Source organism: Streptomyces sp. NPDC006476, from assembly GCF_040612015.1.
Lineage (GTDB): Bacteria > Actinomycetota > Actinomycetes > Streptomycetales > Streptomycetaceae > Streptomyces > Streptomyces griseorubiginosus_B.
Window position 1 is genome coordinate 1 of record NZ_JBEXPK010000097.1, and the last position, 26,116, is coordinate 26,116.

At 69.9% G+C, this 26,116-nt stretch carries 17 protein-coding genes and 1 pseudogene; 4 read left to right on the plus strand and 14 right to left on the minus strand.

What is annotated here, in order from left to right; all coding sequences use genetic code 11:
- Positions 1 to 91: 91 nt before the first annotated feature.
- On the minus strand, positions 92 to 1,735 hold the full coding sequence (locus ABZZ74_RS47085; protein WP_356950273.1) for a serine hydrolase: 1,644 nt from the start codon (positions 1,733 to 1,735) through the stop codon (positions 92 to 94).
- 383 nt (positions 1,736 to 2,118) lie between these two features.
- On the opposite strand from ABZZ74_RS47085, the gene ABZZ74_RS47090 reads away from it, so the two are divergent.
- Entirely contained in the window at positions 2,119 to 2,514 is a 396-nt protein-coding gene (locus ABZZ74_RS47090; RefSeq protein ID WP_356950274.1) for a hypothetical protein, read from the plus strand.
- Here the strand turns inward: ABZZ74_RS47090 and ABZZ74_RS47095 are convergent.
- Entirely contained in the window at positions 2,448 to 2,819 is a 372-nt protein-coding gene (locus tag ABZZ74_RS47095) for a helix-turn-helix transcriptional regulator (RefSeq protein WP_356950275.1), read from the minus strand. The genes ABZZ74_RS47090 and ABZZ74_RS47095 overlap by 67 nt on opposite strands.
- Before the next feature lie 9 nt (positions 2,820 to 2,828).
- Here ABZZ74_RS47095 and ABZZ74_RS47100 point away from each other — a divergent pair.
- The 3 genes and pseudogenes from ABZZ74_RS47100 to ABZZ74_RS47110 all read left to right on the plus strand — a co-directional run.
- A pseudogene (locus ABZZ74_RS47100) lies at positions 2,829 to 2,975 on the plus strand (DNA-binding response regulator); the annotation flags it as partial.
- Between the two features lie 348 nt (positions 2,976 to 3,323).
- The gene (locus ABZZ74_RS47105) at positions 3,324 to 6,038 is read left to right on the plus strand and encodes an AAA family ATPase (RefSeq protein WP_356950276.1); all 2,715 of its coding nucleotides are present in this window, start codon (positions 3,324 to 3,326) and stop codon (positions 6,036 to 6,038) included.
- A gap of 86 nt (positions 6,039 to 6,124) precedes the next feature.
- Positions 6,125 to 8,914: an AAA family ATPase gene (locus tag ABZZ74_RS47110; RefSeq protein ID WP_356950277.1), complete on the plus strand. Its 2,790-nt coding sequence runs from the start codon at positions 6,125 to 6,127 to the stop codon at positions 8,912 to 8,914.
- A gap of 7 nt (positions 8,915 to 8,921) precedes the next feature.
- Here the strand turns inward: ABZZ74_RS47110 and ABZZ74_RS47115 are convergent, their stop codons facing one another.
- The 12 genes from ABZZ74_RS47115 to ABZZ74_RS47170 all read right to left on the minus strand — a co-directional run.
- Positions 8,922 to 9,755 (minus strand): alpha/beta hydrolase, encoded by an 834-nt coding sequence (locus ABZZ74_RS47115; protein WP_356950278.1) that lies wholly within the window; start codon positions 9,753 to 9,755, stop codon positions 8,922 to 8,924.
- 46 nt (positions 9,756 to 9,801) lie between these two features.
- Complete coding sequence (locus ABZZ74_RS47120) at positions 9,802 to 10,257, minus strand: alpha/beta hydrolase (RefSeq protein WP_356950279.1); 456 nt, start codon at positions 10,255 to 10,257, stop codon at positions 9,802 to 9,804.
- 49 nt (positions 10,258 to 10,306) lie between these two features.
- Positions 10,307 to 11,134, minus strand: a complete 828-nt coding sequence (locus ABZZ74_RS47125) for an SDR family oxidoreductase (protein WP_356950280.1) — start codon at positions 11,132 to 11,134, stop codon at positions 10,307 to 10,309.
- On the minus strand, positions 11,131 to 11,940 hold the full coding sequence (locus ABZZ74_RS47130; protein ID WP_356950281.1) for an alpha/beta hydrolase: 810 nt from the start codon (positions 11,938 to 11,940) through the stop codon (positions 11,131 to 11,133). The genes ABZZ74_RS47125 and ABZZ74_RS47130 overlap by 4 nt, the downstream gene beginning before the upstream one ends.
- 713 nt (positions 11,941 to 12,653) lie before the next feature.
- Positions 12,654 to 13,994, minus strand: coding sequence for a ricin-type beta-trefoil lectin domain protein (locus ABZZ74_RS47135; protein ID WP_356950282.1), 1,341 nt, complete (start codon positions 13,992 to 13,994; stop codon positions 12,654 to 12,656).
- Between the two features lie 55 nt (positions 13,995 to 14,049).
- The gene (locus tag ABZZ74_RS47140; protein ID WP_356950283.1) at positions 14,050 to 16,032 is read right to left on the minus strand and encodes an alpha-L-fucosidase; all 1,983 of its coding nucleotides are present in this window, start codon (positions 16,030 to 16,032) and stop codon (positions 14,050 to 14,052) included.
- Positions 16,033 to 16,084: 52 nt separating this feature from the next.
- Positions 16,085 to 18,493: a ricin-type beta-trefoil lectin domain protein gene (locus ABZZ74_RS47145; protein WP_356950284.1), complete on the minus strand. Its 2,409-nt coding sequence runs from the start codon at positions 18,491 to 18,493 to the stop codon at positions 16,085 to 16,087.
- Between the two features lie 47 nt (positions 18,494 to 18,540).
- Positions 18,541 to 20,373 (minus strand): RICIN domain-containing protein, encoded by a 1,833-nt coding sequence (locus ABZZ74_RS47150; RefSeq protein ID WP_356950285.1) that lies wholly within the window; start codon positions 20,371 to 20,373, stop codon positions 18,541 to 18,543.
- A gap of 68 nt (positions 20,374 to 20,441) precedes the next feature.
- The gene (locus tag ABZZ74_RS47155) at positions 20,442 to 21,917 is read right to left on the minus strand and encodes an arabinofuranosidase catalytic domain-containing protein (RefSeq protein WP_356950286.1); all 1,476 of its coding nucleotides are present in this window, start codon (positions 21,915 to 21,917) and stop codon (positions 20,442 to 20,444) included.
- Positions 21,914 to 23,542: a ricin-type beta-trefoil lectin domain protein gene (locus ABZZ74_RS47160; protein WP_356950287.1), complete on the minus strand. Its 1,629-nt coding sequence runs from the start codon at positions 23,540 to 23,542 to the stop codon at positions 21,914 to 21,916. The genes ABZZ74_RS47155 and ABZZ74_RS47160 overlap by 4 nt, the downstream gene beginning before the upstream one ends.
- 43 nt (positions 23,543 to 23,585) lie before the next feature.
- On the minus strand, positions 23,586 to 25,013 hold the full coding sequence (locus tag ABZZ74_RS47165) for an arabinofuranosidase catalytic domain-containing protein (RefSeq protein ID WP_356950288.1): 1,428 nt from the start codon (positions 25,011 to 25,013) through the stop codon (positions 23,586 to 23,588).
- 398 nt (positions 25,014 to 25,411) lie between these two features.
- Positions 25,412 to 26,116 (minus strand): RICIN domain-containing protein (locus ABZZ74_RS47170; RefSeq protein WP_356950289.1); only part of this gene is annotated, 705 nt, incomplete at its 5' end.

Here is a 26,116-nt window from a genome sequence, read left to right on the forward strand (position 1 = left end):
CAATCCACACCGAACGGGAAGGCCCTCACCCGTTCAAGATCCCTCAGCTGAGACCTGGCTCACCCGTCCACAACCTCCCGAGACAGAACAGCTAGTCGTTCCTCGTGAAGGTGCCGAGACCGCTCGTGTCGAGGTTCTCGACCCGGACCTTGTCGGCGCGTCCGCCGGAGCCGACGGTGAAGGTCACGCCGGTCAGGCCGACGGCCATTTCGCCGGTGGTGCGGTAGCTGAAGGTGTCACCGTCGTAGTGGGCCAAGACGAACCGTTGCTTTTTGGGCCCGAGTTGCATGGTGAGTTCGTTGCCCTGGGCGCTGACGGTCAACGGGCCGTAGTACTGATTTGCGTACGTCCCGGTGTAGGCGCTGTTGGCCTTGGCGGGTGCGGGCGATGCCGGGGGTTTGCTGTAATCGACCTTCGAGTGTTCCCCCTGCAGGGTCTGCTGGAGGAGCGGCCCGAGGAACTTCAGCCAGTCGACGGTCGGTCCACCCGTCTGCGCGGTGTCGAGGAACGTGGAGGAGATCGCCTCGGGCACACCGATGGGCTCGCCGTTGGTCAGCACGACGATGCCGAGCTTCTCCGAGGGCAGCAGACTGACGTTGGTGGCCGCCCCCAGTGCGAAGCCGCCGGAGTGGCCGAGCTTCAGCCTGCCCTGGTCGTCGTAGCTCACGTTCCAGCCGAGCCCGTAGAACCCGGTTCTGCCCGCGGGCGAGTGCGGCGGCTCGGAGACCATGTGCGGCACGTGAGTCTCCTCCAGAGCGCCGGCGTCGACGACCTGCCTCCCCTCGAACTTTCCGTTGCCCAATTGCAGGCGCAGCCACTTCGTCATGTCCCGGACCGTGGAGCTGGCCCCGCCCGCCGGGCTCTGGGCGTCCGGGTCGCGCACGTATGCGGCACGCCAGGTGTCCCCGGTCTTCACATGCAGGGCAGCCTTGTTGCCCGCCTTCTCGTAGTCGGCGAACGAAGAGCTCGTGGAGTCCATCCCCAGCGGCCGGTACACCTTGTCGGCGGACAGCTTCTCCCAGGTGGTCCCCGCGGCCCGCGCGGTGGCGACGGCGGCTTCGGTCAGCCCGAAGTTGGTGTACGCGTAGTGGGCACGGAAGGGGGCCAACGGCTCGTAGCGCAGATGGTCCAGGATGTAGGAGCGGTCGTAGCCGAGGTCCTCCAGGACGTCACCGGCGTGGTCGGGCAATCCACTGCGGTGCGAGAACAGGTCGGCCAGGGTGACATGGCGGCTGACCCACGGGTCCTTCAGCGCGAAGCCGGGGGTGTACTTCACGACCGGGTCGTCCCAGCCGACGGTCTTCTCGCCCACGGCCGCGGCGACCACGGTGGAGGCAACGGGCTTGGAGACCGAGGCGAGCTGGAAGACCGTGTCTGCTCCGACCCGGTCCTTCGTGCCCACCTTCCGCACGCCGAACCCCTTCAGGTACATCACCTTGTCGTCGTACACCACACCCACGGCGACTCCGGGGACACCGGTGCGGTGCATGGCGTCCCGTACGACGTCGTCGAGCCGGCTCACCGCGGTCTCGACCTTGGCCCGGGTGAGCTGTGCCGGTGGCTGGGCGGGCGGGACGCTGGGCAGCGGCGACGTCCCGACGGCCGCACGGCCCGCGACGGTGGGGTCAGCATCGGCCGCGGTACAGCCGGCGGCCAGGGCGGCTACCAGGCCCAGTGCCGCGGCGGAGCGAAGTGAGCGCGGGCATGCGCTGTTGAGTCGGGACATGTCTTCCATGGCAAGCCCTCCCCCGGCGCCTGTCGCGGCCTGGCAGGCCGTTCGGGGGATCAGGCGTGCGCCGCGCCCCCGCACGGCGTACGTCGGCGTACCGGTCCTCGCCGCGTTGTCAGGTTATTTGACGGGTCAATCACGGCACTGAGGCATAAGTGGACATGGTGCCCACCGCTCGCTAGGGTCGATTACAGACGCTTTCGGCGTCGGAGGCCGGAATAGACCGGTTTCTCACGGACGCGCCGTGCTATCCAGCGCGAAGCGCAGTCGATTTCATATGTGGGGAAACAAAGGGTGGGGAGCACCCATACTCGCGCCGTTACGACGCCGCTGCCTGCTTTCTTGCACCCCGCCTCGGCAAATCCGTCCGAAATCAGTGGGAGTCTGACATGCGAAATCTCAGCAGCAGCACGAGGAAGACCATCGGCTCCGTCGCGGTCGTGGCATCGCTGGCACTCGCAGCTCCGCTCGTGGCAACCGGCACGGCACACGCCGCCGTGAAGGTCACGGTCAAGGGAACCGTCAGCTGTGCCCGATTCGGGGATTCCACACCGGACACCATCAAGATAACGCCCACCAAGGGAAAGGCCGGCACGGACGAACTCCCCGGCGAGGACGAGACCGAGGACTACTCGATCGTACTCACAGGAATTCCGACGAACGGCACGAAGGCCACCGCACTGATCACATGCGTGGACAGTGACAACGAGAAGAATACCTACAGCAAGACATTCCAGGTCACGAAGCCTGCAAACGGTGCCCCGCTGGTCCGCAATTTCAAGTAGCCTCCGATATCGAAGACAACGGCGTGGACCCGGTCGCGCAGGGCGATTTTGTCCAGGACACGTGCGACATGGGTTTTCACGGCCGCCTGGCCGATGTGGAGGCGCTCGGCGATCTCCGCGTTGGACAGACCGCGGCCGAGCAACAGCAGGACGTCGTGTTCGCGGTCGGTGTGCCGGGACAGACGGCGGGTGATCTCCGGCGGGAGTGCGGCCGGGGTCGCGCGGGCGAACTCTGCGAGCCGGCGGCGGGTGATCGACGGTAGTCGCCGCGACCCACCGGGATCACCACCGGCGCCGACGAGCACGGCGTGCCGAAAGTGCTGATCCTGACCACCTTCGAGCTCGACGAGTACGTCTTCGACGCCGTCCGCGCCGGCGCCAGCGGATTCCTCCTCAAACGCAGCCCACCCGAGGTCGTCATCGACGGCATTCGCACCCTTGCCGCCGGAGAGGCCCTTCTCGGCACCACCACCGCGGACGTCACCTGCAAGCGCCGGCACCACACGGCCGAACTCTGACACGCGGTCCGCGCACGGCAAGAGACCGCGGACATCGCCGGACACCGTGACCGCTATGCCGCGGGGCTGCGGGCGCTGCGGACGTACCGGGCCACCGTCGCCGATGTGCTGCACAGGCTCGGCTGACGAACGTCCCGTACAGGCTCGTGTCCTGGGAGGACGGGCCTTTGGGGATGGGGACGAGGCCGACGGTCGTCGCCGCCTGGTTTTTCGTTCAGATCTACGGAGGTGGCACAGTAGTCTGACCTTTCAAACAGACCGCGTCCGGCGGCCCGGCCTGATGGGGGGAACGTGGAACTCATCGGTCGGGACGACCAGCTGGACCTGTTGCGCCGGCTGTTGGCAGAGCCGCAGAGCCACCAGGACGCGGTGCTGGTCCGCGGGGCGCCCGGTATCGGAAAGACGGCGCTGCTCGCCGAGGCCGCCCACCTCGCCGAGGGGCTCGGTTACCGTGTCCTGCGCACCAGCGGCGTCGAGGCCGAGAGCGACGTCCCCTATGCCGGACTGCAGTTGGTCCTGCGTCCGCTGGCCGCCGTCGCCGATGAGCTGTCCGCGCCGCATCAGCAGGCCCTGGACACCGTTTTCGGGCACGCGGAGGCCGGTGTCCCCGACCTCTTCCTGGTCGGTCTGGCGGTCCTCAACCTGCTGGCCGACGCCGCCGCGCTCGCGCCCGTGCTGGTCCTCGTGGACGACGTCCAGTGGCTCGACGACGCCACCGCCACCGTCCTGGCCTTTGTGGCGCGGAGGGTCGGCACGGAGGCGGTGGTCATCATGGGAGCCGCACGGGAGGGCTACCGGTCGCGGCTGGACTCCGACGAACTCACCTCCCTGACCCTGGGGCCGCTCACGGACAGCCAGGCCCGGGAGCTGCTGGCGGACCGCGCCCCCGAGCTGCGCCCGACCGCGCATCGCCGGCTGCTGGCCGAGGCGGCAGGGAACCCCTTGGCCCTGACCGAGCTCTCCCGCACCCTCGGCGCGTCGGACGATCCCCACCTGTCCCAACTGCCGCTCACCGAGCGGCTGGAGCGGGCCTTCACCGACCGCCTGGAGACCCTGCCCGACACCACCCGCAGTCTGCTGTTGATCGCGGCCCTCGACGACAGCCCGTCACTCCCCGAGATCTACCGCGCGACCCGGCGGTTGACAGGCGCCAAGGCCGGAAGCGCGGAGCTCGACCCTGCCGTACGGGCTCGGCTCGTCCAAGTCGTCGGTACGGAGCTGCGGTTCGGGCATCCGCTGATGCGGTCGGCGATCCACCAGACCATGCCCACCGGCGTCCGCCACGCCGCACACGCCGCCCTCGCCGCCGTACTCGACGAACATCCCGACCGGCAACTGCGTCACCGGGCGGGCGCTGCCGACGGCCCGGACGAAGGCGTCGCAGTCGCGTTGGAGGAGGCCGCTCTCCGCGCCGCACACCGGGGCGGCATCGCGGCGGCCGTCACGGCCCTGGAACAGGCAGCCGCGCTCAGCGAGGACGCCGACCGCCGAGCAGAACGGCTTTTGCGTGCCGCTGACTTCGCCGTCGAGCTCGGCCGGCCCGAGACGGTGACCCGGCTGCTGGACCAGGCGCTCACCGGGCCGCTGTCGCGGCGGCAGCACGCCACCGTCGTCTGGCTGCGCGGCAGCTTCGACGAGGGACTGCACAGCCACGCCTCGGGAGCCAACTCACTGACGGCGCTCGCCGAGGAGATGGCCGTGGAGGACCGGGCGCTGGCGCTGCGGATCCTGTGGAGCGCCGCGCAGCTGTGCTTCTGGTCCGACCCGGGACCGGAGGGCCGCCGAGCGGTCCTGCAGGCGGTGGAGCGGATGGAGCTGGACGAACTCGATCCGTGGCGCCTGGCCATCTGCGCCTACGCAGCCCCGGTCGACCGCGGCACCTTCGTCCTGGACCGGGCCCGGCACATCGCCCTGAAGGAGGGCGACGACGGCCGCTCCTACCGCATGCTCAGCACCGCCTCACTCCTCGTCGGCGGCTTCGACCTGGCGCGGGCGTTCTCCGCGGCGGGTGGCGCGCCCCTGCGCGCCCAGGGACGTCTGGGGTTGCTGGCCCGGACGGTGGGTGCGGACGCGTGGAGCGCGCTCGTGGTCGGCGATCTCGGCGCGGCGATCGCCGCGACCGAGGAGTCACGGCGGCTGGCACGCGAGACCAGCCAGACGATGATGTACGCGTTGATGACCGCCACCGCGGCCAAGCTGGCCGCACTGCGCGGTGAGGTGGATGCCGCCCTGGAGCTGGCCGAGGAGGCGGAGGGCATCGGGCTGCCGGCCGGGGCACGTCCGGTGCTGGCCACCGCGTCGATGGCCCGCGGGCTGGCCGCGTCGGGCGCGGGACGGTTCGAGGAGGCCTTCGGTCATCTCCGCCGGCTCCACGATCCGGCCGATCCCGCGTTCCAGGTCGCCCTGCGGCTGACCGCCGTGGGTGACCTCGTCGACGCGGCGACGCACTGCGGGCGCCTGGAGGCGGTGCTGCCGATCGTGACGGAGCTGGAGGAGATCGCCACGGTGACCACCGCGCCGGTACTGCACGCCGAACTGCGCCTGGTCCGGGCGCTGCTGGCCGCCGACGAGGACGCCGACCCGCTCTTCACGGGCGCGCTCGGCGCCGACCTCGGCGCCTGGCCGCTGATCAGAGCCCGCACCCACCTGGCCTACGGCGAATGGCTCCGGCGCCGACGGCGCAGTGTCGAGTCCCGGGACCACCTCCGGGCCGCGCGCGACATGTTCGACGCTCTCGGTGCGATCCCCTGGGGGGAGAGGGCCCGCCGTGAACTGCGCGCCTCGGGCGAGACCAGCCGCCGTCGGGCCCCCGACGCCCGGGACCAACTGACCGCCCACGAACTGCAGATCGTCCAGCTCGCCGCCGACGGGCTCACCAACCGCGAGATAGGCCAGCGGCTGTATCTGTCGCACCGCACCGTCAGCTCGCATCTGCACCGGATCTTCCCCAAGCTGGGCGTGGTCTCGCGTGCCGAGCTGCGGACGGTGGTCAGCGCACTGCGCTGACGACCGTCACATGACGCTCGCTTCCGCCGGCGCGGCGCTCATAGCGTCTCCCCACGTCAGATCATCGACGAGGGGGGATCGGTCCCATGGCGTGGAACGGCGTCCACCGTGCACCCGGTCCGCCGATGGTCGGCCGCTGGGCCGAACGGGAAGCCATCGGGCGGTTGCTCGACGCCGTGCGCGACGGCCTGAGCGGAGTCCTGGTCCTGACCGGCGAACCCGGGATCGGCAAGACCCGGCTGCTGGAGTTCGCCGCGGAGCGTGCCGCGGAACTTCGCGTGGTCCGCCTGACCGCGGTGGAATCGGAGACCGGTCTCGGCTTCGGCACGCTGCACCGCTTGCTGCGGCCTTTCCTGAACCGGACGGACCGGCTGCCCGGGCCGCAGCGGACCGCGCTCGATGCGGCCCTGGGCCTGGTCCCTGGTCCGCCCACGGATCGTTACCTGGTCGGGCTCGCCACACTGACACTGCTGTCGGAGGCCGCCGCAGACCAGCCGCTGCTGTTCCTGCTCGACGACGCGCAGTGGGTGGACCGGGAATCGGCCGAGGCGCTGGCGTTCACCGCTCGGCGGCTGCACGCCGACTCCCTCGGGCTGATCATCGCCCTCCGCGACGGACTCGGGGACACCAGCCTGTTCGACGCCCTCGGCGGCCACCCCGTGACCGGTCTGCCGGAGCCGGAGGCCAGGGCCCTGCTCTCCTTCGCCACCCGACGGGTGGACACGGCGGTGGCCGAGCGGATCGTCGCCGGTACCGGCGGAAATCCGCTCGCCCTGCTGGAGCTCACCGACGCCCTCGGTGCCGAACAACTGGCCGGTATCGCGCCGTTGCCCGATCCGCTGCCGGTGAGCCGCCTGATCGAGGGCCATTTCCGACGCCTGGTCCACGCCATGCCGCCCGAGACCGCGACCCTGTTGCTCCTGCTCGCCACAGCCCCCTCGGACGACACGGCGATGATGTGGCGGGCCGCCGGGCGGCTGGGCCTGTCGGCCCGCGCCGTCCAGCCCGCGATCGCCGCCGGAATCCTCGGCCGGGACACACCGACAGCCTTCCGCCATCCTCTGATCCGCTCGACGCTGTACGCCGGAGCCGAACCGGGCGCATTGCGCCGGGCGCACGCGGCACTGGCCGCAGCCTGCGACCCCGTACGCGACGCCGACCGCCACGCCTGGCACCGGGCCGAAGCCACGGAGACAACGGACGACCACGTCGCCGACGACCTGGAAGCCGCCTCCCAGCGGGCCCGCTCCCGCGGCGGATACTCCCAGCAAGCTCTGTTCCTCTCCCGCGCCGCGGACCTCACCCAGGACCCGGACAAACGCGCCGAACGACTCCTCGACGCGGCCCAGGCCCATCTGATGTCCGGCGACGCGCCCGCGGCACACACCGCGCTGGACCTCGCCGGCGCCGACATCCGTGGCCCGGTGCTGCGCACCCGCGAGCTGCGCATACGAGCGACCGCGCAGATGTTCCAAATCGCCGTCGCCGACGTGCCCGCGATGCTCATGGACGCCGTGACCAGGCTCGGCCCACAGGACCCGAGGCTGACCTGGGAACTGCTCTGCGAGGCGCTCCACGCCGTACTGGTCGCCCACGACTGCACGCAGGGCACATCACCGACGGAGGTCGCGGCTGCCGCCCTCACCGCACGGCAGCACACCCCGGACTCCACCGGGCGCGGCCGCGACCTACTGATGGAGGCTCTGGCCCGTCGCCTGGCCGAAGGGTACGAACGCGGCGCGCCGGCGCTGCGCGCCGCCCTGGACGGGTTGCGACGCGACCGCGGCATCGGCGACGCGAACAGCCCCTTCGCGGTGATGCTGTCCATGGCCTGCGATGATCTGTGGGAGGTCCAGGCCGGGCGCGAACTCACCGACCGCCTGGCGGCGGCCGACCGCAGCACCGGCGCGCTGTACGCGCTGAGCATCACACTGCTCGTCCAAGCGCGCTACGACCTCTTGGACGGGCGGTTCACGCAGGCGGAGGTCCGCTACGCCGAGTTCGACGACATCTCCGCCGCCACCGGCTTCCTCGGTGGCGGAGACATCAACCGGCTCCACCTGTTCGCACTGACCGGCCACGAGGCCGAGCTGCGCGCGGCAGTCCGGCGGGCCGCCGGGATGACGAGCATGGGCCACGGCGTGCTCCAACTCCTGGCGCAGCACGCACTGACCCTGTTCGAGCTGGGACAGGGCCGCTACCGGCAGGCGGCGAAACACGCCCGGAAGGTCTTCGCGCTAGACCCACCGGCATGCGGCAACCTCGTCCTGCCGCTGCTCATCGAGGCCTGTGTCCGTTCCGGCGACCGAGCCGACGCGAACGCGGCCCTGGGCCGGCTGGAGGAACGCGCCCCCCTCGCCGCCACTCCCTGGGCACTGGGCAGCCTGGCCCTCGGCCGGGCGCTGACGGCCGAGGGCGACGACGCCGGGAAGTTCTACCAGGAGTCGGTCGAACTGCTGCAGCAGATTCCACTGGCCCTGGAACAGGCCCGCGCGCGGCTGTTGTTCGGCGAGTGGCTGCGTCGCCGCAAGTGGCGCTCCGATGCCAGGACGCAGTTGCGTGCCGCGTACGAGAGCTTCGACGCCTTCGGTGCGGTGCCGTACGCCGAGCGGGCCCGGCTCGAGCTGCTCGCCACCGGGGCGACAGCCCGCAGGCGGTCGGAGGAGACCCGCTTCGATCTCACACCGAGGGAACGGCAGGTGGCGTCCATGGCGGCCTCCGGACTGACCAACGGGGAGATCGCGACGACGTTGTTCGTCACCGCCTCGACGGTCGAGTTCCATCTGAGCAAGGTGTTCCGCAAGCTCGGCATCACCTCCCGCAAGCAGATCCCCGGCGCGATCGGCGATCCGGGCCCGGCGACCGCCGTCGACTGACGCGGTGTCACTTGCTCAGGAAGGCCAGCAGTGCGACGTTCACCTCCTCGGCGTGCGTCCACAGCAGGCCGTGCGGGGCGCCTTCGATCTCGACGTACTGGGCCGTGGGCAGCAGCGCGTGGAAGGCCCGCCCGGTGGCGTCGACCGGCAGGATCCGGTCTCCCGTGCCGTGCAGTATCAACGTCGGTACGTCGATCTTGGCGACATCGGCGCGGAAGTCGGTGAGCCAGGTGGGCACGCACGCCACCGACGCGTACGCCGACGCACCCGCTGCCACGTTCCAGCTGGCCCGCACGGCCTCTTCGCTGATGCGGCTGCCGAGCGTCTCGTCGAGGTTGTAGAAGGCCTCGTAGAAACCCGTGAAATAGGCGTAGCGGTCCTTCGTGACCGCCTCCAGGATGCCGTCGAAGACGGACTGGTCGACGCCACCGGGGTTGTCGTCGGTCTTGAGCAGGAAGGGTTCGAGGGAGGCCAGGAAAGCGGCCTTGGCGATGCGCTGCGAGCCGTACGTGCCGAGATAGCGACCGACTTCTCCCGTGCCCATGGAGAATCCGACGAGTACGGCGTCGGTGAGGTCCAGCCGGGTCACAAGGGCGTTGAGGTCGGCGGCGAAGGTGTCGTAGTCGTAGCCCGTGGTCGGCTGCGACGACCGGCCGAAGCCGCGCCGGTCGTAGGTGATGACCCGGTGGCCGGCGTCGAGCAGGGCCGGGAGCTGCTTCTCCCAGGAGTGGCCGTCGAGCGGGTAGCCGTGGATCAGGACGACGGGTTGTCCGCTGCCGTGGTCCTCGTAGTACAGCTCGATGTCGGCGGTGTTCTCTTGTCCGACCGTGATGCAGGGCATGTCGGCTTCCCTTCGGGGATTGCTGGAGCAGAGCGTTGATGCCGGGTCAGGGGGTGGCCGGGGCGGCGGTTTCGATGATGTGGGCGGTGGCGCCGGGGTGTGAGACGAGGACGGCGTGCGAGGCGGTGCGGATCACCTCGGTGTGCGAACCCGCGCGGAGGGCCATCGCCTGCTCCGCGGCGGGTGGGATGGCGCGGTCGGCGCCTGCGACCAGGAACCAGGAAGGAACGGTCTTCCAGGCCGGGGTGCTGCTGGGTTGTTCGAGGGCGGCCAGCGTCACCGGCCGCTGCCCGGCCGCCATGAGACGGGTCTTGCCGCCCGGGACGTCGGCGGCGAAGACCTGCCGGAAGTCCGCGGGGTTGACGTAGGCGTCCTGCCCGCCCGGGAAGGGGCGGACCATCAGTGCCGGTGGGAGAGGGTGGTCGTGCCGAGGCCGACGGCCAGGGCGAGGACCCCGGCCGCCAGGCGGCGGGATCCGGGCAGGCGGAGTCTCACTGGTCACTCCAGGTGAGGTTGGGGGAGCGAGAAGCGGCAATGGCGCTGACGGCGGGTCAGAGGGACTCGACCAGACCGCCGTCGATGACGAAGTCGGCGCCGGTGATGTTCGCCGCCGCCGGGCCGGCGAGGTAGAGGACGAGATCGGCCACCTCTGCCGGACGGGTGAAACGGCCGGTCACCGACTGGTCCGCCGCGCCGCGCGCCACCTCACGGGGGTCCACGCCCCGGGACTCGCCGACGGTGGCGGCGACTCCGTCCGCGCCCTGCCACAGCGCCGTCTCCACCGGGCCGGGGCCAATGGTGTTCACCCGCACGCCGCGCGGCCCCACCTCCTTGGACAGGGCCTTGCAGAAGTTGGTCAACGCCGCCTTGGCCGCGCCGTAGTCGATGACCAGCGGGTCGGGCAGTCTGGCGTTGACGGAGGAGACGGTGACGATACGTCCCGCGCCGGTGGCGAGCAGGTGCGGCAGCGCGGCCCGGGTGGTGCGGACGGCGGCCATGAAGTTGACCGTGAACGTCCACTCCCAGTCCTCGTCCGTCACGGCCAGGAAGCCGTCGATCCGCGGCCGTACCGCGCCGACGTTGTTGACCAGGACGTCGACCCCGCCGTGGACCGCTACGGCTTCGGCGACCAGCGCGGCCGGTCCGTCGGGGGTCGCGAGGTCGACTTCCACGACGGTGAGTTCGGCGCCCTGCTTCACGAGAGCGTCGAGGGCTTCGGTACGTTCCCTCGATCCGGCCACGACGCGGGAGCCGGCCGCGAGGAAGGCCTCGACCACGGCGAGCCCGATGCCGCGCCCGGCGCCGGTGACCACCACGGTCAGACCGGCCACGCCCGCGTCGGCACCGGTGTTCGCGGTGCCCCGGGAGGTCGACGTCATCGTCCGCTCCCCAGGCTCTGCTTCCGCAGCCAGTTCAAAACGGTGTCCGCGACCTCGCGCCAGCCGCCGTCGATCGTCAGGGAGTGCCCGCGGTCGGGGAAGTTGATGATGTCGGTGACGGCCTCGGAGTGCCGGTACTGCTTGAGGGTGGCCCGGGTGACGACCTCGGGCACGGTGTGATCCTTGCCGCCGGAGATGAGCAGCAGCGGGCCGCGTCCGCTGTTCTCCGTGTCGACCTTCGCGGGCGAGTGGGGGTTGAAGTTGGCGGAGGCGGCCTCGTAGAGCGGCTTGCCCGGCGCGGGAATGGTCCAGCGCTCGTACAGGGCCCCCGATTCCTCGTCCGGGACGGCGTTGCCGAAGGCGAACCGGAACTGCTCCGGGGTCAGGGAGACCGACCGACGCTTGTTGGCCGGGTTCCTGAAGACGGGGAACGTCGCCTTGAGCGCGGACAGCGGCAGTGGCAGAACGCCCTTGATCTGCGCGGCGTCGATCGCGACGGCCGCCGCGGCACGGTCCTGGCCGAGCAGCTTCTGCGCGATCATCCCGCCGAAGGAGTGACCGATCAGGATGGGCCGCGCGGGCAGGGTCTCGATCAGGGCCGCGTAGTGCTCCACGACATCGTCGATGCCGTAGCCGGCGACGCTCTCGGGGTTCTGGCGAGCCTCCTCCACGGTGTCGGGGTCGCCGGGCCACCCGGGCGCGGAGGGGTCGTAGCCCTCCGCGCGAAACAGATCGATCCAGGGTTGCCAGGAGGTGCTGTGCAGCCAGAGGCCGTGGACGAAGACCACGGGAAGCGGGACGGTCATGGCTGGGCCTCTCTCGAGTGGGTGTGCTGACCCGGCATGTCCCCAGGAAACCGGTAACCCGGCCGTACTCGCACCGGGGTGACACCCCAGTGGTTCGGGGCCGGGCCCGTTGGTGCACGGCGCGAAAAGATCCGTAGCCCATCGGTCAGGTCGGCAACCTTCTCTTCCCGGGCGGCCACGTACGGGTGCACCTCATGTGCTCCGATCGGAAGCACGACGTGTCACCTGACAATCCGACCATCACCGAGCAGCCGGTGCCTCGAGACCGTACGCACCGCCGTAGCCGCACACGTCGTCGCACCGTGGCGGGGACGGTCGCCGCCCTGCTGGCCGGGGCCGGCGCGGGCGCCTTGGCGCTCAGCGCGAACGCCGCGCCGACCGTCGCCGTCACCGTCCGCCCGGGCACGGTCCCCAGCACCGGGGTCGGCTCAACACCGCGCTCTCAACGGACCGGGCAAGCCCACCACCGTCAACGGCCAGACCGACTATCAGGACGGGGGCGTACTCTCCGTCGGAGGCTGCTCCGGCGGGACCTGCGAGCCGGCTCACGAGACGCCCTTCCCCACCTACTGGGGCATCCGCTCCCTGACCGCACTCGCCCGGCCCGGGGAACGGACCCGTACTCGATCACGACGCTCCAGCTCAAGCCCCCGTGGACGACCGCCCGCCAGGGAGGGGGCCGGGCCGGCTTGGGCCGTGCCCGGCCGCTTGTGTCAGTTCTGCAGGTGCCAGTGCTGGTTCGCGCCGCCCGTGCAGGTCCACAGCTGGACCTTCGTCCCGTTGCCGGTTGCCTGGCCGCTGGCGTCCAGGCAGAGTCCCGACTGTGCCGCTGTGATCGTGCCGTCGGCATCGACGTTCCACTGCTGGTCCGCCTGCCCGCTGCAGTCCCAGATCGCGGCCTGGGTGCCGCTGCCCGCGGACTGGCCGACGCCCAGGCACTTGTTGCCGTAGACCATCAGTTGCTTGGCGGCGGTATAGGTCCACCGCTGGTTGGAGCCGCCGTTGCAGTCCCACAGCTGTGCCTGGGTGCCGTTGGCGGTGGTGGAGTTGTTGATGTCGAGGCAGCGCCCCGACTGCTGGCCGACGATCTCCTGGCTGCCGGCCGGCGGAGGCGGTGGCGGTGGCGTGCTGGAGCCGAACTGGGTGAAGAACTGCCACACCGCGGCCGACGTCCAGGTGCGCCAGCCGTCACCGGTGGAACCGTCTATGGGGCCGGGGTCGTGGCCCGCCCCGTCGAACGCCGCCCACACGACGGGGTAGCCCGACCGGCATCCGGAGTAGGTGGTGATGATGTGGGTCAGGCTTCCGTAGGCCGGTTCGGGCGGGTTCTGCGGGGTGCAGCCGTTCGTCCGGACGAAGGTGTCGCGCAGGTCCCGTCCCGACTGGATGGGCAGCACGTTGTCCCGAAGGCCGTGCAGGCCCATATACGCGATGGGCTGGTTGCCGCCGTTGCAGCCGCTCAGGTTCGCACCGGAGTAGACCGCGACCGCCCGGAAGACGCTCGCCCGTGAGCAGGCGAGGGCATAGGACATCGCACCGCCGTAGCTGAAGCCCGCGGAGAACACCTGGGTGGTGTCGACACACAGACCTGCTTCGATCTGGCTGACCATCGCGTCGACGAAGGCCACGTCCTGACCGCCGGAATTGGCCCAGCCGTTGCCGATGCCCTGAGGGGCGACGAAGATCGTGCTGTTGTTGGCGTTGTCCGCGAGGCGCCGCAGGCCGTAGTAGGACCAGTTGTATCCGTCGGTTCCGCCGGAGTCGACGTCGCCCGCCGTGCCGCCGCGCCAGTGGAAGCCGAAGATCAGCCGGTAGGGGTGGTTGTTGTCGTAGCCGGCGGGGATCCGGAGGATGTAGCTACGGGTCTGCCCGCCGCTCTGGATGGTGTGGTTGCCACTCGTCAGGGCCGGGGCCTTGCCGCAGCCGGCCGTCGACCCTGCGGCGGCGGTGACCGATGGGGGTGCGGCGGCGCTTCTGCCGAACGAGGTGCCGGCGGCTGACAGGACGAGAAGCATCGCCGCCACGACGGACAGTAAGAGCGGTTTGTGTTTCATGCACTCCTTCTTCCGGTCTCGAGGGATGACTGTGTGCGTCGGTTCCCGGCGTGGTTCACACGCCGGTGATCGTCCATTGGTTGTTGGTGCTGGAGTTCGGCGTCCACAGCACCGTGGTCGACCCCACCGCGGTGCTGCCGCTGCCGTCGAGGGCGGTGCCGGTGCCGCGGTTGATGATCTGGTAGCGGTTGCCGCCGAGGCTGTTCAACGACCACTGCTGGTTGTTGCCGCCGTTCCACGCCTCCTGCCGGGCTGGTGCGCCGTTGCCGGAGTTGCCCCAGCTGTCGGCGGCCATGCCGTTGGCGCGGTTCATGATCCGGTAGTAGCCGTTCCCGAGGTCGATCAGCTGCCACTGCAGATTGGCGCTGCCGTCGTAGTTCCACTGCTTGAGGTTGGAGCCGGAGGCGACGTTGCCCCCGCTGTCGAGTACCAGTCCGCTGGTCACGTTGGTGATCTTCATCCAGGTGGTGGAGCCGCCGGGTGCGCCCAGGACGGGGATCTCGCCGGAGAAGGTGAGCTTGACCGTGTAGGCGAGGGCGTTGAACGGCGGGTTCGTCGATGGCATGGTCAGATGCAGGCCGGAGGCGTCCTGGGTGGGTGCGGGCAGGTTGACGTAGGTGCCGGCGGCGTTGTTCAGCAGCTGCGCGCCGGTCAGGGTGCTGAGGTTGATCTGGTTGGAGTTCAGCGTGGTGATGGTCAGGGTGGCGCCCTGCCAGCCCAGCGCGGTGGCGTAGAGGACCTTGTTGTCCTGGCTGCGGGTGAAGCGGAGGTCCTGCGGTTTGCCGGCCACCGGTCCGCTGAAGGAGCCGCCGCCCATCTTGGTGGGGCCTTCGCCGTAACTGGACCAGGAGCGGGTGCCGTAGACCGCCTCTCCGAAGCGACCGAGCCAGTCCCCCATGGCGAGCAGGATCGACTGCTGCCCGGAGGGGATGGTGCCGTCGGCCATGGGGGCGATGTTCAGCAGCATGGTGCCGCCCTTGCTGACCCGGTCGATCAGGGAGTGCAGCAGCGCCTGCGTCGAGTAGTAGCCGATGCCCACCGTGTAGCACCAGCTGGAGGAGGAGATGCTGTCGTCGGTCAGCCAGTAGGGCGTGAGCAGATCTGCCGGGCCGCCACGTTCGAAGTCGAAGACCTCGCCCTTGTTGTCGAGGCCGTCCTTGTAGGTCGCGGCCACGTCCTTGTTCCAGGCGACCGCCTGGTTGTAGTAGTGCGCGAGGAACTGCAGCCGGTAGGACTCCTGTACCAGGTTCAGGTCGAAGTCCTGCCAGAGCAGGTCGGGCTGGTAGCCGTCGATGACCTCGACCAGCTTGTCGTACCAGAGCTTGTTCTCGGCCGCCGTGCCCTGTTGGCCGTAGAGGATGCGCAGGGCCGGGTCGGACTGGGACGGCACGTGGTCGTAGTAGCCGTTGAAGTGGTAGGCGTGGTGGAGGGAGGCCATGAACTTCAGGCCCTGGGCGCGGATGGCCTGGGCGTGCTGGGCGACCAGGTCGAGCCGGGGGCCGTGCTGGACGGAGTTCCACGGGTTGGCGCGGCTGTTCCACATGGAGAAGCCGTCGTGGTGTTCGGCGACCGGGCCGGCGAACCTGGCGCCCGCGGACTTGAACAGCCGGGCCCAGGCGTCCGGGTCCCAACTGCCGCCCTGGGAGGCCAGTCCGGGCGCGAACTGGACGAAGGAGCCGGCCTTGTCGCGGGCGCCGTCGATGAAGTTGTGGTACGGCCACACCGAGGGGTCGCCGTAGGTGGCGATGTGGTGCTTGTTCTCGTTCGAACCGCCGATGTACATGTTGCGCGGATACCACTCGTTGCCGAACGCGGGGACGCTGAAGGCACCCCAGTGGTAGTAGATGCCGAACTTGGCGTCCTTGAACCAGGCAGGCGCCGGGGGGTGCTGGTCCACGGAGGACCAGCTCGCGGTGTAGCTCGCCGGGCCGTCGGTCGCGGCGGCCTGAGGTGCGAAACGCAGCAGTCCGACGGCCGTGGCCGCGCCGCTCGCCGCGAGCAGGCGGCGTCGGCTGATGGGGCGGGGGGAGGCAGTCATGTGGGGGTCCTTCAGGGTCAGGTGACGGGGTGGCGGTCTCGGCCTGAGCCGCTCACTCGCGTGTCCACTTCTGGTTGCCGGCGCCGGTGCAGGTCCACAGCTCCAGCAGGGTGCCGTTGGCCGTTCCCGCACCGGTGGCGTCCAGGCACAGGCCCGACTGGGCGCCGGTGATCGTGCCGTCGGCGTTCAGCGTCCACTTCTGGTTGCCGGCGCCCGTGCAGCCCGAGATGTCGACCTTGGTGCCGGGGCTGGTGCCGCTGCCCGCCGCGTCCAGGCAGGCGTTGCCGTAGACCCGCAGTTCACCGGCCGGTGTGCTCGTCCACTGCTGGTTGCTGCCGCCGTTGCAGTCCCACAGCTCCACCTGGGTGCCGGAGGTCTGCGACTGGTTGGGCACGTCCACGCACCGGCCGGAGGCGGACCCGACGATCGGGCCGGTCGTACCGCCTCCTCCACCGCCGCTTCCGGGGGTGAGGGAGAGGTTGTCGAACTGTGCCGTCTCGCCCTGGCCGGTCGCGTAGCCGACCTGTCCGCCGGCCCAGGTGCGGTCGTTGGCGGAGCCGACCGTGGACCCGTCGATGACCGCGCTGATGGTGGTCCCGGAGAAGGTGAGGGCGAGAGTGTGCCAGCGGTTGGTGCCCAGCGCCGTGGTCGTCCCGCGGGCGAGGGTGGAGACGGTGCCGTTGGTGTTCGAGTTCAGGATCGACCAGGCACCGGTGTCGCTCACCCTCAGGTGGTAGGCGTTCAGACCGCCGGTGCTGCTGTAGTCCTGGCCGTTCGCACGGCCGATCAGCTCGGCGTATCCCGGCTGTTCCAGCAGCACGTCCGTCGAGACGGTGTAGTTGCTCCAGCCCACGTCACCGAGCAGGGCGTGCGGATCGGACAGCGCGTCCCAGGTGATCGGCTTCTGGGGACTCATCTGGCGCACGCACTTGCCGCCGCGGCCACCGCCGCAGGCCGTCACCTCGAAGGCGCCCTGCCAGTCCATGAGGTACTTCGCCTCGGTGCCGGTGGTGTAGCCGTCGAAGGTGTCGCCGTACGGCAGGCTCATGGCGCCCTGGGAGGGGCCTGTGGCGGTGCCCTTGCCCTGCCCGGTGGTGGTGGTCAGGGTGTAGACGCGATGGGGCTGCACGGTCAGGCTGAAGCCTCCGCCGGAGGGGGTGACGTCGGCGGTGTGCGCGAAGTAGTCGGCCGGGTTCGAGGAGTTGACGTCGGTCGACCAGACGTGGACGGTTCCGCCGGACAGGCCACCGGTGACGTTAAGGTTGAGGGTCTGGGCGCTGCCGGCGTCCATCGTCTCGATGACGGTGGAGTAGTCGGAGCCGTTCGGGGACTTCAGCGAGACGTAGCTGCCGTTGTTCCGGTTTCCGCCGATGTAGCCGCTGGAGGAGTCGAGGTACTTCCAGCCCGGGGCGGTGAACTGGCTGGTGTGCGCCATGACCCAGGTGTTCTTGCCGATCGCGTAGTGGCCGGACCAGGGCTGCGAGGCCAGGGCGAGGCCCATGGTGGGGTACGGCAGGTTCGGCGTGATGGCCGCAACGACCGGCCAGTTGAGATACGCGGTCATCCTGCCGTCGATGTACCCGCGGTTGATGCCGCGGGCCATGGCGGGGGCTCCCCCGTTGTAGTCGTCCGAGCCGTTCTCACTGGCCCACAGGGGCTTGCCGGAGGTTGTGGCGGCCGACGGCACCGAGCAGTTGGACTGGGAGGAGCGGTAACCGCAGGGGTAGTGCGTGCCGATGACGCCCACCGCGGCGGCGAACGCCGAGTTGGAGGTGACGTCGTTGGCCACGGTCCAGTCCGAGTCGGCCGCGACGATCTTGACGCTGCCGTAGCCGTTGGAGTTGAGCGCGCTGCGCAGTTGCTCGTACCAGGAGACGTTGTAGCCGCGCTCGTTCCAGCCGCCGAGGTAGTCGATGGCGAGGCCGTGCTGTTTGGCGCAACCCAGCCAGGCGACCAGGTAGTTGACCATGTCGGTGGACCAGAAGTTCCCGCCGCCGATCCAGCCCGGCGCGCCCCAGGCGAGTCCGTAGAGCTTGATGTCCGGGTTGCGGGCCTTGGCCTGCTCCATGAGCCACCATTCGTAGCCCCGGTCGCAGTTCAGGTCGGAACGGGTGTGCTGGTGGCTCGGCTCGGCGCCGGAGGTGGAGTTGGTGTCCCCGCCGATCTCGGCCTTGAGGATCTGCAGCGAGGCCCCGTATCCGGGCTTGAAGAGGTAGTCGAGGATCTGGCCGCGCTGGGGCTCGGGGTAGTCGATCAGGAGCCTGCTGTTGCCTCCGCCTCCGCTGATCGCGCCGACGCCGTCGAAGGTCCGGCCCCCGGACGCGCCGTTGATGGTGATCGAGGTTGCGGCGTGGGCCGGAGCGGCGACGGTGCCGACAAGGCCGCCGGCGGCCAGGAGCAGGCCGGTGACCACGGCCGTCGAGGCGCGCAGGCGACGCAGCAGCCGTCCGAGTGCTGACACGGTGGGGTTCCTTTCGCAGGTCGGTGGGATCCGCGTCGGGTGCGGTATCAGCGGACGAGGAAGTCCTGATTGGTGCCCGGCGCGTTCTTGCACTGCCACTGGTCGAGTTGCTGTCCCGGGGTGCTTCCGGCGCCGTAGACGTCCAGGCACAGGCCGCTGTTGCGGTTCTGGAAGGTGTACGAGCCGTCCGACTGGCGCACGGGCAGCCAGACGGCGTTGGCGGCGGTGCCGGGGGCCTGCTGCACGATGTCCGGGGTGCCTGCCGCCGTGGAACTGCCCGCTACCGCCACGTCCTGGCCGGAGTGCTGGGCGCGCAGTTCGCCGTAGCCGTCGGAGGCCGGCACGAACAGGAACCGCTGGTTGTCCTGCCCGTTGCAGGTCCACTGGTCGATCACGGCGCCCGCGGCGGTGGAGTTGCCGTAGACGTCCAGGCACAGGTTGTCGTCGGCGACGACGAGTTGGTGGTAGCCGTTCGGGAAGCCCGTGCCGCCGGAGGAGGCCGGGGTCAGGTAGACGGCGAACGCGTCGTGCGAGCCCTGGAAGATGAGCGGCACGCTGATCGAGCCGCCGGAGGTACTCACGTCCTGGTCGTACACGGTCTGCGGCGCACTCAGCGGGGCCTGGTCCGGGATGCGGTGCACGGTGACGTGGACGTTGCCCGCGTTCGTCAGCCAGGGCACCGAGGACAGTCCGTCGAACGTCACGGAGGCGGCCCCGGTGTACCCGTTGGAGTCGCCGATGAGCGCCACGGCGCGTTGGGCGACGGAGTCCTCGGAGGCGGCTACGGCCGTGGAGCCGACCTGGCCGGAGGTGTCGACCAGGGTTCCCGTCATGTCGGCGTAGTCCCGAAGCGCCCACCAGTTGCCGGTCGGCTGCCAGGTGCCTCCGCTCTGGGTGAGCACTCCCGTCAGGTTCGGCGTGACGCAGCACACCCAGTTGCCGCGCATGGCGTTGGTGTATCCGGACTGCGCGAACCGGGCCAGGTACCAGGCCGTCACGCCGGCGGTCTGCCGGTCGGCGGGCTGGTACTCGTTCGCGGACAGAGGCAGCGGGCCGATGCCCGCGGAGTTCAGGGCGTTGCGCAGACTCTGGGCGACGGTGACAGGGTCGTCGACGTCGCCCTCGTTGTGGTTGCTGATCATGTCGGGGACGGTGCCGGCGGCCTTCACGTGCGCGAGCCAGGTCTGCCACTCCCCCGGGTTGCGCTGCGGGGTGAAGGCGAGGGACGGCCCCACGATCTTCGCCCCGGGGGCGATGCGCCGGATCTCCCGGTAGGCGGTGTCCCACATCTGGAAGTACTGGGCGCTGTTGACACCCCGGGTCCAGAACACGGAGATGTCCGGCTCGTTCCAGATGTCGTACGAGAACGTGAGCCCTGACCCCTGAAGGGCGCCCACCGTGGCGTCGATGAAGCTGATCCAGTTCGAGCAGTCGCCGTTGTCGCACGGGTATCTGGTGTTCGAGGGCTGGCCGCCGTTGACGCCGTAGATGTCACTGACCAGCACCTGGTACTGCGCGTGGTACGGCGGCCGGGTGAGTCGCCGGGCCTGCGCGGTGATCGAGTCGAGGTCGGCCCGGGTCGCGGACCCGTACTGGTAGCCGTCCCTGATCCAGCCGCCGGAGAACCATCCGCCGCCGCGGAAGGCGTTGATGCCCAGCGGCTGGAGGAACTGGTCGACGGGCTGGGTGCCGTCCTGGCTGATGCCGTAGAGGAACCCCTCCCCCACGCCGGTCGCCGGTCCCCGGGTCGAGGCCAGGTCGACGCGCAGCGCCGTGCCCGCGGCGGCCTGGCTCGGGGCCGTCGTCAGCAGTGCCATGACGAGTGCCAGGACGATGCCGCTCACCAGTGCCGCAAGTCCGGGTCTCGCTCTCATCCTCATCGGGTCCTCCTGGGTCGGGGCGGCGGTGAGAGGCCGCCGCCCCGGGTCGGGCGCATGGGCCCACGGGGTCAGTTCAGCGTCCATTTCTGGTTGGCCTGGCCGTTGCAGGTCCACAGCTGTACGGGGGTTCCGTTGGCGGTGGCGGCGCCCGACACGTCCAGGCACAGCCCGGACTGGGCGCTGGTGACGGTGCCGTTGGCGTTGAGCGTCCATTGCTGGTTGCTCTGGCCGTTGCAGGTCCAGGTGATGACCTTCGTGCCGGGGCTGGTGCCCTGCCCGGAGGCGTCCAGGCACAGGCGGTTGCCTGCGAGGGAGACGGTCAGCTCACCGGAGGTGCTCTCGGACCAGGTCTGGTTGGCCCCGCCGGAGCAGTCCCGGATCTGCGTCTGCGTGCCCGGTGTCGTCGAACTGCCGGGTACCTCCAGGCACTTGCCCGCGCCCACCGCGTGCAGCGCACCGGTCGTACCGCCCCCGCCGCCCGACGTTCCGTACCCGGCGGCGGTGATACCGGCCTGGACGGCGTTCTCGGTGGCGTCGGAGGGGTAACCCGCCGTCATCGCGCCCTCGAAGAACTCGCCCTGTCCCGAGACGCTGTTGTCGCCGCCGGTACCCAGGAGGACGGAGCTGTCGACCTTCATGGGTGAGTAGCCGTTGGGAAGGGGGCCGGAGAAGGTGGTGGTCAGGCCTCCGGCGGCGCCGTTGCCGTACTTCAGGGTGAAGTTGCTGGTGCCGTTGTTCTTCAGCCACGCGCTGACGAACGGATAGTGCACGCCCTGGTTGTTCGGGTCCTTGTTGGAGCCGGTGTTGGTGTGGAACATGCCGTTCTCGAGGTCGGCCTCGACCCAGGGGCCGGTGCCCGTGCAGCCGTTGAACCAGCAGGCGTTGCCCCAGTAGATGGCGTTCATGGTGGCGTTGCCGGTGTCGGTGTGGGAGTTCTCGCCGCTGCCGTAGTCGAAGCAGCACCACTGGTTGGTGTAGTTCGACGACGTCACCATGTAGATGCCTTCGGGCTGGGAGCCGGTGGCGACGCCGCTCGCGTGGTCGATGCGGTAGCCGACTCCGGGGGTGACCTTGACGCCGAAGACCTGGTGGCCGGCCACGGTCACCGGCAGGGCCATGGCGTCGGCTCCCACGTCGGATCCGTTGGGGCCGGGTCCCTTCCAGTAGCCGCCCCATGAGATCGGCAGGTCGTTGTGGCGGGTGGTCTGGTCGTAGATCTTGGTGATCGTGCACGAGGTGCCGGCGCAGAACGAGACCTGGGGCGCGGCGTCGGCGTACCCGCCGGTGGCGAGCAGCCCGATGTCGCGGTAGGCGTGGTCGGAGGACCGCTGGATCTGGTACAGCGGCCCGTTGTACGCCGCGAACAGCGCCCTGGTCGTGGAGTGCGCGGTCACACACGATGTGCCACCTGCGGCGTAGAGGTCGCACGGTAGCTCGGCGGCGGCGGGCGCGGCGGTTCGCGGGGACGTCGCGGAGGCCGGTGTGCCGAACGCGGCCAGGGCCAACACCAGCGCGATCAGGATTGCGGCCGGGAGGCGGTTCATGCCAGCGTCCATCGCTGGCTGCTGCTGCCGGTGCAGGTCCTGAGCTCGACGAGACTTCCGTCAGCCGTGGCCCCTCCGTTCACGTCCAGGCACAGGCCGGACTGGACGCCGGTGATCGTGCCGTCGGAGTTCAGCGTCCACTGCTGGTTGCTCTGGCCGTTGCACTGCCAGATCTCCACCTTCGTGCCCGGCGTGGTCTGGTTGTTGTAGGCGTCCAGGCACATCTGACCGGTGCCGGAGTAGACGGTGAGCTGGCCGGAGGCAGTGTGTGTCCAGGTCTGGTTTGCGCCGCCGTTGCAGCTCCAGATCTCCACCTGGGTGCCGGCGGTCGTGGTGGAGTTGGGTACGTCCAGGCACTTGCCCGTGCCGACCGCGTGCAGTGCCCCTGTCACGGCGGTGCCCCCGCTGCTGGTGCCGCCCGCGACCCGGTACATGACGGTGCCGTGGGCCGGTACCGAGGCGCTGATGGTGCCGGAGGTCGTGGACGATCCGCCCGACCAGAGGTCGGTGAGGGTGTAGGAGGACGCTCCGGTCTTCCCGATCGCGGCCGCGGTGGTGGTGATGGTCGCCGTGGAACCGGTCTCATTGAACAGGGCGACAGACACGTCACCGTTCGCGAGCGGCTTGGCCAGCACGTCCAGGCCGCCGGCTGACGACACCATGGTCCCCTGCTTGCCGAGGGGGTCCTGGTCGACCGCGATCACCCGGGAGTTGGTCAGCGTGGCCAGGGTGGAAGCGCTCGCCTGGGGGATGTTGGTGCCGGCGATGAGCGGCGCGGCCATCTCCGCCCAGAGGCTGAACTCGCTGCGGTTCTCGGTCGCCGTCATCGAGCCGTTGCCGACCTCCAGCATGTCCGGGTCGTTCCAGTGGCCGGGGCCGGCGTAGGAGGCCAGCCCGACGTTGCTGTGGAAGATTGACAGCATGCTGGAGAAGGTCGGGCTGATGTCTCCCGTGGTGCGCCAGCTGTTGCCCACGTCGGCGCCCCAGGTCCACACGTTCTCCTGGCCCCAGTTGCACAGGCTGTACAGGATCGGCCGGCCGGTGGCCGCGAGCGCGTCCCGCATCGCGGTGTACCGGGTCCGGGCCGGCACGCCGGTGTTGTTGCAGTTGTCGTACTTCAGGTAGTCCACGCCCCACGACGCGAACGACTGCGCGTCCGTGCTCTCGTGGCCGAGGCTGCCCGGGTATCCCGCACAGGTGGCGGTGCCCGCGTCCTCGTAGATCCCCAGCTTCAGGCCCAAGGAGTGGACGTAGTCGGCGGTGCCCTTGATGCCGTCGGGGAACTTGGCCGGGTCCGGCACCAGGTGGCCGCCGGAGTCACGGCTGTGGGTCATCCAGCAGTCGTCGATGTTGACGTACGCATAGCCCGCCGCCTGCATGCCGTTGGTGTGCATCGCCTGGGCGGTGGACTTGATCAGCGATTCGGAGACGTTGCAGCCGTACGCGTTCCAGTCGTTGAAGCCCATCTGCGGGGTCGGCGCGAGTCCGTTGCCGAGGGCGGCTGCGGGGTGTGCCGTGCCGAGGGCGAGCAGGGGTGCTGTCATGGCGAGCAGCACGGCCGAGAAGGTGAGCGCCAGGGTTCTGCGCAGGGACGGCGATGGGGGCAGCGGAGGGGTCGTGGGCATGGGGCATCTACTCCTGGACCGGATGGGGGAAACTGACAGGCGTTCAGCGATAGCCGGCGGCCGTGATGTTGGCCTGCACCGCGTTGTCGGTCGTGTCGGAGGGATAGCCCGCGACGATGGCTCCCTCGTAGAAGGTGCCGGCGCTCAGGTTGGCGCCGCCGCCGGGTTTGCAGCAGTCGCCGCCGCTGCCGAGGACGATGGCTCCCTGCTTCTTCATGGGGCTGTATCCGCCGGGCAGCGCGCCGTCCCACAGGGTGGTCAGGCCGCCCGACTGGGCGTTGCCGCCCTTGAGGGCGAACCTCGACGTGCCGTTGTTCTTCAGCATCGCGGTCACGAACCTGCCGGTGAACGCCCGCTGGCCGGGGTTCCAGGACTGGCTTCCGCCGGGGTAGAGCCCCCATTCGAGGTCGGCCTGCACCCAGGGGCCACTTCCCGAACAGCCGCCGAACCAGCACTCGGTGCCGAAGTTGATGGCGTCCATCGCGCCGGCGGCATCGGCCTTCCTGGTCGTCTCGCTGTTGCCGTAGTCGAAGCAGCAGCCGCCGTTGACGTGGGTGCCGCTGGTCACCATGTACGCCCCTTCGGGTGCCGCGCCGGTCGGCACGCCCGTCAGGTGGCCGTCCCGCCAGTAGCTGTTCCCGGGGTTGATGTACAGCGAGTACGCCTTGGTGCCCCCGGCGGTCAGCGACTCGGAGGTCGCCTTCGCGGGGCTGCTCTGGCTCGATCCCGGGACCTGGGCGGAGCCCTGGTACCACAGGTCGTTGCCGTGTCCGGACTGGTCGCGGACGACCGTGATCACGCAACTGGTGCCGGCGCAGAACGCGTCCTGGGCCGCGGCGTCGGCGAAGCCGCCCGGTGCCAGCACGCCGATGTCCCGGGTCGCACTGTCCGAGCTGCGCCTGACCTGGTAGAGCGGGCCGTTGTACGAGCCGTAGAGGGCGCGCACCGTGCTGTGTGCGGCGACGCACGGGGTACCGCCCGCGGCGTAGATGTCGCACGGGCCCGACCCGCCGGGCTGGGGCAGGGCGGCCGGCGTGGTCCACTTCTGGTTGCCCTGGCCGTTGCAGGTCCACAGGATGACCGCGGTGCCGTTGGCCGTGCCCGCTCCGTCGGCGTCCAGGCAGAAACCGGACGCGGCAGCGGTGAGGGACCCGTCGGGGTTCTGCCGCCACACCTGGGTCGCCCGCCCGTCGCACGAGCGGATGACCGCGGGGGCTCCGGGCGTCGTCCGCCCGTCCAGGGCCTCCACGCACCGGGTGCCGTTCATCGTCCTCAGCTCGCCGGCCGAGGTCGGCTGGAATGCCTGGTTGGCCTGGCCGTTGCAGTCCCAGATGTCCAGGGTCGTACCCGGTGTGTCGACGTTGCCCTTGACGTCCAGGCACCGGCCCGACGCCGAGCCGACCAGGGGTGCCGGCGACGTCGGGGCGGACCATGTCGGCCCGTTCACCAGCAGCACGGCCAGCAGTCCCATCACGCATACGGCGGCGGCCGCCGGTAAGCGCGACAGGCGAGCGGTGCGGTGACAAGGCGGAGCGGATGAAGGCTGCATTCTGTGTCCTCGCGTATGCGGGGGGGAAGGGGACGGAGAGTGCCGTGCCTGTCCGAGAGCGTTCGGATGGGGTGTCGACCGCTCCTGTCGGCGCGCCCGCAGACACGCACAGGGAACACTCATACATCCCATGTCGCATAGTGATCCCACAGGCCCAACACACTGTCAATAGACGGCACTTGGTGATTCACAGCTTGATACATCCCATGTCTATCGCCTGTCTGAACCGTCTGAGGGCATGCCGGAACCCGCGTCCGGCGACGACCGCCGTACCGGGCGCGGGTGTCCGCTCCGAGGGCCCCTACCGGGCGCCGATCACCTCACCCGAGACTCCAGTGCTGGTTCGAGCCATCGTTGGAGTCCCAGACCTGGACGGGGCTCCCGTTGGCGGTCTGTCCCGCGGGCACCTCCAGTGCCCTGCCGGAGGCGACGTTGGTGAGGGTGTACGAACCGTCGCCGTTCCGGCTCGCCCGCCAGTGCTGGTTCGCCCCGCCGTTGGCGTCCCAGATCTCCATCCGCGTGCCGTTGCCCGTCTGACCACCCGGCTCGTCCAGAACCCGCCCGCTGCCGACATTCGTCAGCGTGTACGAACCATCACTGTTCTGGCTCGCCCGCCACTGCTGGTTCGCACCGTTATGGGTGTCCCAGACCTGCAAAGGCGTGCCGTTCGCCGTCTGCCCGCCCGGCACGTCCAGCACCCGGCCCGCGGCGAGGTCGGTCAAGGAGTACACCGCCCCCGAGACGATGCCGCCCGGGTTGCCCCCACTGCCGCCGAGCGCGGTCAGCACCGAATCGTAGGCGGGCTTCTTGTTGTCTCCGCCGTCGAACAGCAGAGGGTTGTCCCCACTCCGCCAGGAGTCGCTGTCCCGGATGCCCCACACGGTGATGCCCTTGCAGCGGGCCACGTTCATGCAGGCCTTGACGGTGTTCGCGTAGGCCGTGGCGGGTGCCTGGGCGATGTCGAGTTCGGTGATCTGTACGTCGACGCCGAGCGCGGCGAAGTTCGAGAGGGTGGTCTGGAAGCT